The organism is Stenotrophomonas sp. 10L48 (assembly GCF_056395105.1).
The window spans coordinates 397195-410861 of sequence record NZ_JBFTIX010000002.1 but is presented as its reverse complement, the minus strand read 5'-3'; the positions used below and the strand labels follow the sequence as shown (position 1 = coordinate 410861).

General features: G+C 60.0%; 10 protein-coding genes. 3 read left to right on the top strand and 7 right to left on the bottom strand.

Annotated elements, in window-relative coordinates:
- Positions 1-411: 411 nt before the first annotated feature.
- The 7 genes from AC1DCU_RS05205 to AC1DCU_RS05175 form a co-directional block, all read right to left on the bottom strand.
- Complete coding sequence (locus tag AC1DCU_RS05205) at positions 412-1146, bottom strand: phosphatase PAP2 family protein (protein ID WP_442251557.1); 735 nt, start codon at positions 1144-1146, stop codon at positions 412-414.
- On the bottom strand, positions 1136-2752 hold the full coding sequence (locus AC1DCU_RS05200) for an ArnT family glycosyltransferase (protein ID WP_442251576.1): 1617 nt from the start codon (positions 2750-2752) through the stop codon (positions 1136-1138). The genes AC1DCU_RS05205 and AC1DCU_RS05200 overlap by 11 nt, the downstream gene beginning before the upstream one ends.
- A 127-nt stretch (positions 2753-2879) precedes the next feature.
- The gene (locus AC1DCU_RS05195; protein ID WP_442251556.1) at positions 2880-3251 is read right to left on the bottom strand and encodes a diacylglycerol kinase; all 372 of its coding nucleotides are present in this window, start codon (positions 3249-3251) and stop codon (positions 2880-2882) included.
- A 108-nt stretch (positions 3252-3359) separates the two neighbouring features.
- Entirely contained in the window at positions 3360-4613 is a 1254-nt protein-coding gene (locus tag AC1DCU_RS05190) for a sensor histidine kinase (RefSeq protein WP_442251555.1), read from the bottom strand.
- Between the two features lie 261 nt (positions 4614-4874).
- On the bottom strand, positions 4875-7889 hold the full coding sequence (locus AC1DCU_RS05185) for an efflux RND transporter permease subunit (RefSeq protein WP_478013512.1): 3015 nt from the start codon (positions 7887-7889) through the stop codon (positions 4875-4877).
- A gap of 4 nt (positions 7890-7893) precedes the next feature.
- Positions 7894-8820 carry an efflux RND transporter periplasmic adaptor subunit gene (locus tag AC1DCU_RS05180; RefSeq protein WP_442251554.1) on the bottom strand — a complete coding sequence of 309 codons (927 nt, stop codon included), beginning with the start codon at positions 8818-8820 and terminating at the stop codon, positions 7894-7896.
- Positions 8821-8957: 137 nt separating this feature from the next.
- Entirely contained in the window at positions 8958-10304 is a 1347-nt protein-coding gene (locus tag AC1DCU_RS05175; RefSeq protein ID WP_442251553.1) for a TolC family protein, read from the bottom strand.
- Between the two features lie 140 nt (positions 10305-10444).
- Between AC1DCU_RS05175 and AC1DCU_RS05170 the strand changes: the two genes are divergently transcribed.
- The 3 genes from AC1DCU_RS05170 (at position 10445) to AC1DCU_RS05160 (ending at position 12947) form a co-directional block, all read left to right on the top strand.
- A complete protein-coding gene (locus tag AC1DCU_RS05170) occupies positions 10445-11125 on the top strand; it encodes a winged helix-turn-helix domain-containing protein (protein ID WP_442251552.1) in 681 nt (226 codons plus the stop codon).
- A gap of 92 nt (positions 11126-11217) precedes the next feature.
- Positions 11218-12495, top strand: a complete 1278-nt coding sequence (locus AC1DCU_RS05165) for a sensor histidine kinase (RefSeq protein ID WP_442251574.1) — start codon at positions 11218-11220, stop codon at positions 12493-12495.
- Between the two features lie 17 nt (positions 12496-12512).
- Complete coding sequence (locus tag AC1DCU_RS05160; RefSeq protein WP_442251551.1) at positions 12513-12947, top strand: EamA family transporter; 435 nt, start codon at positions 12513-12515, stop codon at positions 12945-12947.
- Positions 12948-13667 lie beyond the last annotated feature (720 nt).

Below are 13667 nucleotides of genomic sequence, written 5' to 3'. Positions count from 1 at the left end.
CTGCAATCGGCCAGAAGCGGGCATCCGTCCTACCCTCGATAAACATCCCTAATCCACGACTAACCTTGAGCCTACTGCGGTCCCGCAAAGATGTCCTTTCGCTCGCCGGATTGACACGGACTGTCCCTTCTTTGGGAACCCGGCCCCCCGCGACCCGGCGGTCCAACGGCTCGCTGAGACACCTAACCTGCCGACGCGCATGGGCTAGCAGATCCTTCTGGGCCATGCCAGGAATCAAAGCCTGGAGCGGTTCGCCTAGCTACCTGAATTCAAGATCAGAAGCGGACCTTGCGTTGACCTCAAACCTTGCATAGGCGCTTGCTTCAGGACTACGCCCAGCAGCGCCTGTTGGTCCATCACAACCAGCAACTACCCAAACTGACGCTGGACCTGGTCTGAGCTTTAGCCCTATCAATTCTTCGGCCGAGCCGGCCAAATCAAGTACAGGCCCAGCGCTACGAACCAGCAGATGGCTGCCGTCCAAAGATCGTGAGAAAGAAAGTGTGCGCCCCGAAGCTGCTGGGAAATGCCAAAGATCATTCCCAATCCAACACCCACGCCCAGACCGACGAACCGCAGGCGCGGCTTCGCTTCAAGGGCGAGGAAGTACAGGGCTAGCCAGCTATAGCCAGCGCTGGCATGCCCTGCCGGGAAGCAACCGCTGGCCCGGTAGCCTGCCGGTCTGGCATCGAAAAAGCCGAAGGGTTCATTGGGCCCGCCAAAGGTAGTCAGGTCCCAGGGGCAATCCATTCCGCTGACTTTCTTTACCAGCGAAACGATGATCGTGGAGAGAGCGACCGAGACAAAGAGTCGGAACATCGGCCGCCGCCATGCAGCCAGCCGCGGAACCCACTCCGACGCGATAGTGGCCAAGAGCGCTGCGAGCCCCGCGCCGATGGACAGATTCCTTCCGCCCTTATGTACCAATTGCTCAGTCAGCCAACTGTCCTTCAGCGCCCATTGGTGCCCCTCCCAACCGTAGATCCAAGCCGCAACGACCTGATCACCATGAAGTCCCAACAACAGGCAGGACCCTACGATCAGCACGATGACTGGAATCGTCACGTGGCTCTCAATGCCGAGCGCTCTAAGGCGCAGCCGCCATGCGGAAGGCCGCACTTCGGTCCCCAGCAGTTCACTGCTCATCGTTTTCAGCCCAGCTGATTTCTTCCCGACAGCCGGGTACCAGTGCCACGGAAGGAACCAGAACCCAGTTGTTGCGGTTCGCGCTGCCGACGGATATCGACCTCGCTCTGTTCACGCACCGGCCAATCGCCTTGTCGGTGACAAGAATCCAGCGGCGCCCAGGCGCACCTTCCACCCATTTCCGCGCATGGTGCCATTGCACGTCCGACGGCTGCTTGAACCCGAAGTCCGCAGGCACCGAAGATCCCACCTGCAGGTAGTTCTGCTCGCGCCAGTCCACAAGGCCGAGTTCTCCACGAGTTCCGATGATCGAGTGAACCTGCTGCATTACCTGCCGCGACGAAGCGGAGGCGTCGAGTGCGGGCAGCAGTCCAAAGCCGTAGGAAGTCCACAGGACCGCCACTGAAAGTACCGTGAGCATGGCTGGTCTGCGGGTCCCGAACGCCGCAACCAGCAGCAGCATCGCCACACCGATAAACAACAGCCAATGCGTCAATGCCTGCAAAACTTCGGGCGTCAGATCCCGGCCCGCCAGCCGAGACTGCAACCAGTCAGCGTTGCCCATGATGGACGCTACGACGATCAATGCAGCCATAGCGATCAGCGCCGGGAAGGCTGTCAATGTCCACCGGGCATATCGTTGCCGCAGCAGCCCCTCGAGCAGCGGTGCCGCCGCGACACACAGTGCCGGAAGCGCGGGGAGGATGTAGACCTCTCTCTTGCCAGGGCTCGCGCTGAAGAAGACAAGCACGAGCGCCGCCCATCCCAGCAGGAGCCAATAGCGACTGTCACCGCGGGAAATTCGCCTTGCCCACGCCGGCAGAATCCATGGCAGGAGCAGGCAGCCTGGGAGCCACAGGGTCAGCATCACCTGCACGTAGTACCAAGCCGGTTGAATGTGGTGCCATGCCCCTGCGTATCGGGTTGCCGTCTGCTGGTAAAGCAGCTCTCTCGCGTAGACATCCAGCTCCGCACCGTGGGGGGCCGCCAAGGCAATTCCCAGCGGAAGCAACCATACTGACAACCCTAATGCGAACCCAAGCGGAATCAGAAACCACTGCAGGCTGCTTGCGGGTACCGCATGCACCTTCCCTTTGAACCGCAGCGTGAGCCAGGAAACAAACAGGAGCAGCGGAAGGAAACCAACCCCCTTGGTGACAGTTCCAAGACCCGCAGCAAATGCCCCCAACAATAGCGCCGTAAGATTGGGGCCACGCCAGAGGTGGGCGAGCAAGCCCCACAACGAGGCCGTCATCATCGCCAAGAGCACCATGTCGATCTGCGCGCGCTTGGCCATGAGGCCAAACTGGAGCGTTGCGAACAGGGCCAGGGCTGCATATCGACCTATGCGCCGGCTCCAGAGCATGGCGCCTATGCGATAGGTCATCCAAAGCGTTGCAAGCGCGGCCAGCAGCGACGGGAGAAGGAAGGCGACATTCCAGTTCCTGATGAGCGAGTAAGCACCGGCCTGCATCCACATGAAGACGGGCGGCTTCTCCGCGTACAGCTCGATTCCGCGATGCGGTAGCAACCATTGCCCCGATTCAACCATCGTCCTGGCTGCCAGTACGAAACGAGGCTCGTCAGGTGGAGCCGGGGCCCGCATCCCCAGGCCGGCAATCAAGCTGAAGACGATGGAAAAGACGATGACCCAAGTCCACCAACGCCGTGGTGAAACGGAGTCAACTCGCGTGTTCCCGGCTGCGACGGTTCCGTTCATGCTCAGGCTCTGGTCAGAGAAGCAGGATCAACAGCCACGCTGCTGCGGTCCCGATCAGAGCGACGAATACCGCAGCCGACCCCATGTCTTTGGCGCGGCCAGCAAGCTCGTGATGCTCCGGACCGTACCGTTCAATCACGGCCTCGATGGCCGAATTGAGCAGTTCAAGTGCCAGAACCATCAGAACGGTGATGATCAGAACGGCCTTTTCCAACCCGCCGTCGCCGAGAAGGAGCGCGAGCGGAATCAGGACGGCGGCGAGAACCACCTCCAGGCGAAACGAGGATTCGTGAAGCCAGGCTGCCTTCAGGCCCTGCAGTGACCATCCCAACGCCTTCAAAGTGCGCGCCGGACCTCGGGGAATGTGACCAAACTGTCCAGGCATGTCTTGGCAGATAGAGTGGAAGGGCCCCGCTTCCGCAGGTTCTTCCGCAGTCTGCTAGTGGATAGGTCGGAGTTTGGTCGGAACCCCAACCCCCAAGCGGGAGTCAGCTCACTTTGCCGCGCTGGCGGACAAGTCGACAATCGCGCGGGTCCCTTCACCCACTGGTTTGGATTCGAAGGTCAGCTTCCAGCCAAGATGCCCGCAGAGCCTGGCGATCAGCTCGAGCCCAATCCCCTGCCCATCCCGGGCCTCCCCCCTGGCCATTTTGGCGTACAGGGCACTGATTTCCTCCGGCGACATGCCGTGTCCGGGGTCCTCGATCATGACCTGCCACTGGGCATTCACCGATACACGGATAGCCCCTCGATCACTGTTCTCGATTGCGTTTCTGATCAGATTTCCAACCACCACCGACAGGACCGCGACAGGAGCCAATACTACCGGGTCGCCATCTGCGGTGACTTCGATGGTCAGCAACTTGTCGCCGCACAGATACAGATGGTCGTTGGCCAGCACGCGTACGACCTCCTTCAGATCCAGCAGTTCGCTCACTCTCTCAAGACGATCTGGGCTTTTCGCAAGGACTAAGAGAACAGAGATCAGCTCATCGACCGAGCTTGTTACCTCCTTGATGCGGATAAGCTGGTTCCGCACCGTCCGGGGAGAGGCGTTTGGGTTGGAGGCCAGATCCGCTGCTCCTCCAATGATGGCGATAGGTGTGCGCAGTTCATGGCTGACACTGTTGATGAACTGCCGCTCACGTTCGACAAACTGCTCGTTTCGCCGAATGTAATCGTTGAGGGAGTCGGTGATGACCGCCTGCTCGTAACTGGCATCGGGTCCCACCTCGATTTCCTCGCCAGGCTGCTCGGGGCTAAGGCGACGGATCCTGTTTGAGAGGTCCGTCAGCGGCTTCAGAACACGGCCCAGGCCCCAACCAACCAAGAGTCCCAACAGAAGCACCGCCAAGACGTTGGAGCCGAACATCCATAGCCCGACATTGTCTTCGTGCTTCTGGAGTTCGGTGATCTCCAGGGCCAAGACCAACTTCCGTCCACGAACCTCGCGAACCAGGATTACCTTGTCCTGGTTGCCAAGACGGACACCGTCGTGGATTCCCGGTCCGTATTTTTCAAACTCCGCGGGTATCGGTGAAGCGTCGTCCCACCCAAAGAGCTGGACCGAATCGGTGTCCGTCCATTGGTAGTTCGGGTCCTGATCTTCTCTTGCTATGAAGTGCTCGAGCTCCGATTGGAGAAGCGAACGCCAGGTGATGTCCTCGGCCTGCGAGTTGACGATCTGTCCATGAATAAAGACCGCAACGGACAGCAAGGCTGCGTAGGCAATCAACCAGCGGGTCACTCTGGTCCTCAAGCTGGTCCTGGCTGTCCCTGCTCTGGGGGTCCCGATATCGTTCTCCATCTTCATCCCGTGGGCCCACGCCCTGCCCATTCAGCTAGGTTTTAATGCTACAGCACCTTTCGTTGGAGAGCTGTCACGTGCGACAGGCTGCACAGACTCGACAGTCGATCCGGCGAGAGGCCACGAGCGAATGTCGGATCGCAGACTCAGCCCCGCCAAGTCAGCTTGGATTTCACGGCGCCTGAGCCGTGACACTTAGATTCACTGATTTCCCCTTGGGCGAGAGATCAGGCTTAACGCGGAAGGAAGAATCAGGAGTACCAAGAAGTACTGCAAAGTGAGACCAGCAATGATCGAGATCGCGAGCGGCTGCTGGATGCCTGATCCACGCCCGATCGCCATGGCCAGCGGAAGCAACGTGAGGACAGCAGCAAGCGTCGTCATCGTTATGGGACGAAGTCGACTTCGAGCCGCCTGCTCCAAGGCTTGCTTGATCGGCAAGGACTGCGCCAGCCTCTTGAACTCGCTTACCAAGAAGATGGCCATCTCCGTCGAGATTCCGACCACCATCGTCATACCCATCAGAGCAGTGATATTCAACTCCACGCCTGTGAACCAAAGCGCCATGAACACCGCAGTCGCGGACAGAGCAGACGTGAGGACCATAAGCAGTGGAGTCCAGAACTCCGCATAGAGGAGCATCAACAGAATCAGCTCGGCGAGAAACGCCGCCGCAAACACCGCCACCAATCCGGTGAACGCCTGCTGCTGTTGCTCGTACAACCCTCCCATCGCATAACGGACACCTGGGCGGAGCGTGCCAGGTTTGTCCAGCGCGGCCTTTACCGCTGCTGCCGCCGTGCCGATGCCCTGCCCTTCCAGGCGAGCCGTAACCGCAGTCATCGGCTGCAAATTGTCGCGGCCGATCTCAGGCTCGCCAGTGACTGATTCGATTGATGCGACCCTGAAGAGAGGAAAGATGTGGCCGTCGGCCGCGCGCACGGGAAGAGCCGCCAATCCCTCGCGGTCCAGCGCGATGCCGTTCCCTGCACTGACCCTGACATCCATCAGCTTGCTGGCTGTTGGTAGCTGAGCAACGACAGATCCCGTCAGTGCGGCGCTCAACGCTCTAGTAATGTCAGATGCAGTCACCGATTCCATCGCCGCCCGAACGGGATCCACTTGAACATCGAGCCCATCGCCGGCGAGATTGACACCATCTTTGACCTCAACGATCCCAGGAAGCCGGGATAGGAGTTCCGCAACCTTTTTTGCTTCAGACCTGAGCAGGGCGGGATCCTCGGCATAGAGCTTGACTTCAATCGGCTGCGGCACCGCAGTTAGATCGCCGATGAGGTCCTCGGTCAATTGAGCCATCTCGACCTCAAGACCGGGGATCCGCAGCGCAGCCAGAACCCGCAACTTGGTCATGATCTCCTCGGTGGCGAGGGTGTGATCCTGGGCCAATTTGACAAAGTAGTCGCCGTGATGCGGTTCGCCGAGATCGCCCCCGAGGCCGGTGCCAATGCGACGTGAGAAGGTCTCCACGTCCCCCACTGATCTCAGGATTTCGTCCAACTGGCGAAGTTCACGATCGGTCTCCTCCAGGGAGGTCCCCGGAGGGGTTCGGAAATCGAGCACAAAGCCGCCCTCATCCACCTTCGGCATGAAGCCACTGGGGACTTGGGTCCAGGCAAGACCACCGACGAGCAGTAGCGGGAGGACGGCCGCCAGTGCCCAGCGTGGATGGGCCAAGCAGGTCGAGAGCCATCGACTGTGGACCCTGGACATCCAACTGCCGTCTCTCTCCCCTGGATCGCTCCACTTGCCGAAATCTATGAGCCTGCGGACAAGAAGAGGAACCACCAGTAGCGTGAACAGGAAGGAGATGAACAAGGCCGCAGCCATGGTGATGGACAGGGCGCGCGAGAACTCTCCCGTGACTCCGCTCATGAAGCTTAAGGGTACGAACACCACGATGGTGGCCAGGCTTGAGCCTATCAGGGGACGCGCGAATTCCCGGGCCGCTGGAAGAACTCTGCTGGGCCCACCATCACTCGCCCCGGACTTCTGCGCAATGTGCTCGACCATGACGATCACGTCATCGATGACCAGACCCACGGCCGCAGCGATCCCACCTAAGGTCATGATGTTGAAGGTCATGCCAGCCAAACAGAGTATCAACGCGGTGACTGCAACAACCGCAGGCACTACGATCATCGCGACGAGGACGATCCGGATGCTTCGCAGAAATGCGAACAGGACCAGGCCAGCGAGAAGCAGGCCAATCAGAACAGCGTCTCGAACGCTGGCTTGAGAGTCGGACACCAGCTGACTCTGGTCGTACCAGTTCAGTAGCTTGACGTCATCGGGAAGGCTCGCCTGGGCGAGCGCATCTTTCACTTCGGACGCTATCGACAGCGCATTGCCATCGGGCTGCTGGTAGACGTTGAGCAGCACAGCAGGATGTCCGTCTTCAGACACGCGAGTCCAGACTGGCGCTGCGCCGTACCGCACCTCGGCGATATCACCAAGGTACACCGCCCCGGCAGGCCCCGCCCGAACCACAGTCTGGCGCAGCTTCTCGATCGTCTGGACGTCTGTTTGGGCGATGACCAGGGAGAGATGATCCCTGTCCTGCAGCCGGCCCACCGCGGTGATCTGCGTGGCCGAGGATACGGCTGCTGCAACATCATCCAACGACAACCCCAGAGAGCCGAGTCGGCGTAGGTCGGCGTCGATATGAACCTCTTGGGTATCCCCGCCTTGCACAGCAACCTTCGCAACCCCGGCTACCGCCGCCAGGCGAGGCGAAAGATCTAGTTGCGCGATATCCCTCAAGCGTGCCTGCGAGACTTTGGCTGACGTCAGCGCATAGGAGATGATGGGGAACACTGTCGGATCCATTCTCCGGACCTCGTAGTGGGTTCCCACTGGCAGCGAAGGCAAGACCTGCGCCATGGCGGCATCGACCAAAATGGTCGATGCGATCATGTCCCTTCCCCAACCAAAATCAATCGAGATCTGAGAGGATCCTCGGGACGAGTTTGATCTCACTGCGCGGACGCCGGGAATCGAGCGGATGGCCTCTTCTGCCGGTTTGGTGACAGACAACACCGTCTGCGCGGCAGGGCGATCCCCTGCGGAGAGATCCACGACCACTCGAGGAAAAGGGACTTGTGGAAAGAGGGTGACTGGGATTCTCGTTGAAGCCAGAATTCCCGAGAAAGCCAGAGCCAAGGCAACTAGAAGGATTGCCTGACCTTGGCGAGACACGAAGTCAACGAATCTCACTGACGTGCCCCTGCCCTGGCGTGGCAGAAGCCACCCTGATGAGCGCCCCGTCAGATAACTGATAGGCACCAGATCCCACTACGGGCTGCTCTGCACTGAGCGTGCCCGCAACCAGCAACTGATCACCCTCCCGCGGCAGCAGGCGCTTCACCGGCACCCGAACGGCCGTGCGACCCTTGACCTGGAACAGGTACGTTCCCTGCTCGTCCTCCTGAACGGCGGTACTGGGGACGCGCCAGCCGGAGACAGTGCCGGCCGACACGAACGCTTGATACTCCTGCCCCTTCATCAGGGGAGCCGAAGTGCTGACTTCCATGTCAACAAGACGGGTGACCGCATTGATGACGCTGGACGTCCGGGTCACCACCCCTTCCAAGGGCTCCCCTCCTCCGAGAGCTACCAGCTTGACGTTCTGGCCCACAAGAATTGAGGACGCATGACGAGGCTCCACGCCGCACTGGACGACCAGCGCATTGTTCCGCGAAAGCGTCAGCAACGTCGTGCCTGCCGGTGTCTTCATGCCGGGCGATACGGTCACGGAGGTCACAACGCCATCGAATGGAGCCCTCATGACCTTCTCACTGCGGCCCCCGGCGACGGAAGAGGCGACCTGATAAGCAGCGAGTGCATCTGCGAGCGACTTGGCGGCCTGCCCGTGCTGGTCAATTGAAGCCAACTGATCGGCGAACAAGCGATCAACTCGCGATTTTTCGTTGCGAGCCGCGGACACCGCGGCCTCCGCCTGAGCCAGTGCACCACGAGCACTCTCCGACAGCTGAAAGACCCCGATGGGCTGCCCCTTACGGACCTGGTCGCCTACGGCCACCGAGACGGTCTGGACCTGCCCATCCAGGGCTTCGCTCACGGCATAGGCGCCATCGGGTGACGAGATCGCTGTGCCGTAGACCTGCATAGTCCTATCCATCTGAGCCCATGTTGCGGACGACGTCTCCACCGCAACACTGGGTCGACGTCGATCCGGGGATGGGGATCCACATCCGGTGATTACGATTGAGACCAGCGCTATGGCAAACCATCGATTCTTGCTGATCACTGGTCGGCTCCGATGGGGGATTGGGTGGTTCCATCCAAGCCATCCATGTGGGGCATACCCAGGCCGCTCAGGGTTTGAATAGCAAGGTTCTGGGCAGCGATGCTGGACTCCAGAGCGATAAGCTCCTGCTCCTTCCCGTTCTGGGCCGCTACGGCTTCGACATAGGTCAGCGCATCGATGTCATGCCGCGCGAGCGCCGCACGCAGCCTGGGTACAAGTGCACTGTCAGCGGCGAATTGTTTCGCCTTCTGCACGCGCTGTTTTTCAGCCAATCCTTGCTGGGCGATCAGCGACATCAGCTCATTCTTGGCAAAGATCAACCGAGCACGGAACTCCGCAGCCAGCTTGGCCCTTGTCGCCTGTTCGATGCTGATGCCCGCCTGGTTGTGATTGAAGATGGGAAGTTCCATGGAAACGTCCACACCCGCCGTCTTTACGTTCCCGGTATCCCGCCCATAGTTGCCACCCACAGTCATTGCCGGGAACTGCGCAAGCACCGACTGCCTGACCTTCTGCTCCTGGGATTCATAGCCGGCCCGCAGCGCAATCAAATCTGGTCGATAGGCCGCAATGTCCTCCAACCGGCCGGTCACAAGAGTGGCGTCGGTCGTGGCGATAGGAGAAGGATAGGCAATAGGGATTTCGACCTCACTCGCCAGACCAAGCAGACCCGCCAAGTCCTGTTGCTTGGTTAGCCGCAAAGTCGTCAGCAAAGCGGTCTGCTGTCTGGCGTCGGCTGAGCGCTGGCTATCCTTGACGAACGACGTCATGGAAATATCGCCCTGCTCCATTGCCACGCGGCTTCGCGCGAGCTGTTCGTCCCAAAGTCTGGAGGTCTCCGAGGCCAGCACGAGCTGCCGGCTCGCTGCAGCCAGTTCCAATGCGGTCAACTCGGCTTTGGCGGAGACCTGCCACTCCTGCCACAGAATGCCTGCATCGACCTGCGCCAGCTGCGCCTTCGCAGCGCCCACCTTGGCAGGTCGAATGATCAGCGCCTTGATGTCCTGGCCCAAGCCCAGAGCTATCGCCGGAAGCGCCCCAGCGCCGCTGAGGACACCTGCATAGCTCACCGACAGCACCGGATTGGGCAGCGCGGCGGCACTTTCCAGCTGTGCTGCCGCTATGCCGTGCTCCGCTCGTGCCGCAATCAGATCTGGGTTGCTCTGAACTGCCAGCTGTCCAATCTGCTCCAGGCTGAAGGGCTGAGACGGGCCGGCAGGCCGTGAAGCCCACGCTAGCGCGTGCGCGGGCCCGGCCTGGATGTCCAGTGGCTTGGGCTGGTATGTCGCGCAGCCCGCGAGAGCAAGGGCTGCGGCCACGACGAGCGCCAATCGGCTTAGCATCGCGCAAATCTCCATGAGGACATTCAAAGCCTAGTCCAGAGTCCATCACCGTCCGATTACCGGAACATTGGTGATTGACAACTTGACCGAATCCCTGCGGCGTTCTAAAAGGCTTTGGTGTGCATCCCGGAACCGGCAAAGTGAACATTCTGGTCATTGAGGATGATGCGGCGACGGCGACCTATGTTTCGACAGGGCTTACCGAACTCGGCCACAACATCACTCTTGCCGCTGATGGGCGCGAGGGACTGTTCCAGGCATCGGATCATGAATGGGATCTAATCCTGGTCGACCGTATGCTCCCCGGGCTGGACGGGCTGGTCCTGGTCAGCACCCTTAGAGCAACGGGCAATCAGGCGCCGATCCTGTTTCTGACGACCCTTGGCGGAATCGACGACCGCGTAACGGGCCTCAATGCTGGCGCCGATGACTACCTAGTCAAACCGTTTGCTTTCTCAGAACTCGCTGCGCGCGTTGCGGCCCTTGGTCGTCGCCCGCGAAAAACCCAAGCCGAGACGACATTGCGCGTTGGCGATCTCGAAATGGATCTGATCTCCAGAAGGGTTACGCGTTCACGATCCGAGGTTGAACTCCAGCCGCGGGAGTTCCGACTTCTGGAGGTCCTCATGCGCCACGCCGGAGAGGTCGTCACTAGGACCATGCTTCTGGAGAAAGTCTGGGACCTCCATTTCGATCCCCAGACCAACGTGGTAGAGAGCCATATGAGCCGGCTTCGAGGGAAGGTGGAGCGCTCGGGGCAACCCAATCTGATCCACACCGTCCGAGGGGCCGGCTACAGCATCAAAGAGTCTGGACCGTGAGGCTATCCAGGCTTGTACGGACTTCCAGCTTCCGCCTGACATTGCTCTATACGCTTACGACAGCCGTCTGTTTCCTGGTGATGTTCGTGGTCATGATCCTTTCGGCCACGCACTACATGAAGGAACAGATCGACGGAGCTGTCGAAGCTGAAGTCCGGGAGATCGACATGCAGGCGCAAGGAGCCAGCTCGGGTTCTCTCATCCCCGTGATCGACTCCTCTACGAAGTCTGGCAACGGTTTTCGCTATCTGCTGATATCACCCAATGGAGAGCGGATCTCCGGCGATCTGCCCATGCTCCAGGTCAGCCCGGGACTTATCGAATCCCTTTCCATTCCGCCCACAGGCCTTCTGCCCGCGATGACAATGCGGGGGATATGCCGTGAAACGAGCGACGGCGGCATGCTGGTGGTCCTGACGAGCGATCGACAGATCAACGAGCTACGGGAGTTCATAACGCGGTCCTTCCTGCTCGGCGTGATCGTGGCCTTGGCACTGGTATTGCTGGCCGGCGCCTTGATCAGCGCGGCCTCGCTAAGGCGCATTGAGGAAATGAGCCAGAGCAGCCGTAACATCGTTCATGGAAACCTGGCGCAGCGCATACCACTCAACGGAAGCGGGGACGAGTTTGATCACTTGGCCGCCAGCCTGAACTCCATGCTCGATCGCATTACGGCACTGATGCGGAGCATGCAACAGGTGTCAGTTGACGTCGCTCATGATCTGCGCACACCGCTGTCCAGACTTAGACAGAAGCTTGAGATCGTCCACGAAAGGGGGGCATCCCAACCTCAGCTTGAGGCTGCGGTTTCAGACTCGCTCAACGACATTGATGCCATCCTGGCGACGTTCGCAGCGCTGTTGAGGATCTCGCAAATTGAGAGCAGTCAACGGCATTCGAACTTCGAACTCGTTGACCTTTCCGAAGTAGTGGCCACCGTCGGAGAGATCTATCAACCCGCCGTCGAGGACCGCGGACAACAGCTCACCGGCAGCGCATCGGGTGAACTTCTGATCCATGGTGACAAGGCCTTGCTCACACAAATGCTCGCCAATCTCGTTGAGAACGCGAGCAGCCATTGCCCAGAAGGCACAAAGATATCCATATGTGCAACCGCAAGCCCAGCGGGGGCGTCGTTGCAGGTCGTTGATGACGGTCCAGGCATTCCCTCCGAATACCGCCAAACAGTCCTCGAGCGGTTTTATCGACTGGACGCAAGCAGAACATCACCTGGGAACGGCCTTGGACTCAGTCTCGTCAAGGCAGTAGCTGACCTTCACGAGGCGAGCATGACACTCGACGACAACATGCCAGGCTTAAGAGTGCAATTGACCTTCCCCCGAAAGGCAGCTCGAACACAGTTTCCATAAGACATGAGGACTTCAAGGTGCTGAACGTTCCCGCGTGGCTCGTTTGGGCCGGACTGTCGGCCATCTTTGCAGCTGCAACAGCATTGTTCGCCAAAGTGGGCGTCAAGGGGGTGGACTCGGATCTCGCCATGGCGATCCGCACACTGATAGTGGCTGCGGTCATTCTTCCGATGGTGATGCTCACTGGCAAGTGGTCAAACCCGCTGCTGCTGCCAGGGAGGACACAGCTCTTTCTAGTGCTGTCCGCTCTCGCGACGGGCGCCTCGTGGATGTTTTACTTCCGCGCGATTCAGATCGGAGAGCTAGCCAAGGTGGCGGTGGTGGACAAGCTCAGCGTGGTACTGGTTGTTGTCGCTTCGGTACTACTTCTCAACGAGCGGCCAGCGCTGCGCGAGTGGACCGGAATTGCTCTGGTCCTTACCGGAGTCATCGTCCTAGCCACTCGAAAATAATTGTGGTTGCCAAGGACTCGTTAACCATCAGCCTCGTCAAACGCGCCCCTTATGTACCCGACGAAGAGGAAAGCCCCGAAATGCGACAGACATTGTGGAGGTGGTCAGTCGAAGCCGGCCGTCTCCGCAGCACAGGGGCTTGCCAGTGGGCGGGCCACCAAGCGGCCCGATCAGTTGGGACGTATGAGCGGCATGCCCCCCCTGCCAGCTCTGTCCGCGCGTTCTGGTCGAGCGGGATGCGAGATTCCTCTCCTTCAATAACAGTCCCTAATCGCGCGAACCGCTCAATGCGCGCTTCCGACCACTAGTGGGTACCTGTCATCCCCCGATAGACATCCAAATCGGCTCGCAACTAATCTGCCACTGACCCAGCAGCGACTGGGCATCTTCGCTGACGTCATTGCGCGCCTTGAGATAACCAGCCAGTCCGGCTCACCTGGCTGCGGCCTTCGCCGGCTGGATTGAGGGCTCGATGGTCGACAGCCAAGCGGCGAGCAAAAGACGATGGCACCTACTCCATTGCGCACAGTGCCGCGGCGGCATGTAAGGCTTGCCGCTTCGCGGCGTCAACTGCCTCACAATAGCTCCATGTCGCGTTCGTTGTTCCCTGAACAACTGGCCTGCTGCAATCGCGCGAGCCGGGCATGTGCACTTGCCACGTTCCGCTCCAAGTGCCTTCCCGCCCTCGTTGCTCTCCGACTGCGTGCCACTCCACCAGAT

Coding starts and splice junctions, on each gene's coding strand:
- AC1DCU_RS05175 (WP_442251553.1), bottom strand. CDS start 10,304: ATGCTAAGCCGATTGGCGCTCGTCGTGGCCGCAGCCCTTGCTCTCGCG.
- AC1DCU_RS05200 (WP_442251576.1), bottom strand. CDS start 2,752: ATGCGGGCCCCGGCTCCACCTGACGAGCCTCGTTTCGTACTGGCAGCC.
- AC1DCU_RS05165 (WP_442251574.1), top strand. CDS start 11,218: ATGATCCTTTCGGCCACGCACTACATGAAGGAACAGATCGACGGAGCT.
- AC1DCU_RS05205 (WP_442251557.1), bottom strand. CDS start 1,146: ATGAGCAGTGAACTGCTGGGGACCGAAGTGCGGCCTTCCGCATGGCGG.
- AC1DCU_RS05195 (WP_442251556.1), bottom strand. CDS start 3,251: ATGCCTGGACAGTTTGGTCACATTCCCCGAGGTCCGGCGCGCACTTTG.
- AC1DCU_RS05180 (WP_442251554.1), bottom strand. CDS start 8,820: ATGCAGGTCTACGGCACAGCGATCTCGTCACCCGATGGCGCCTATGCC.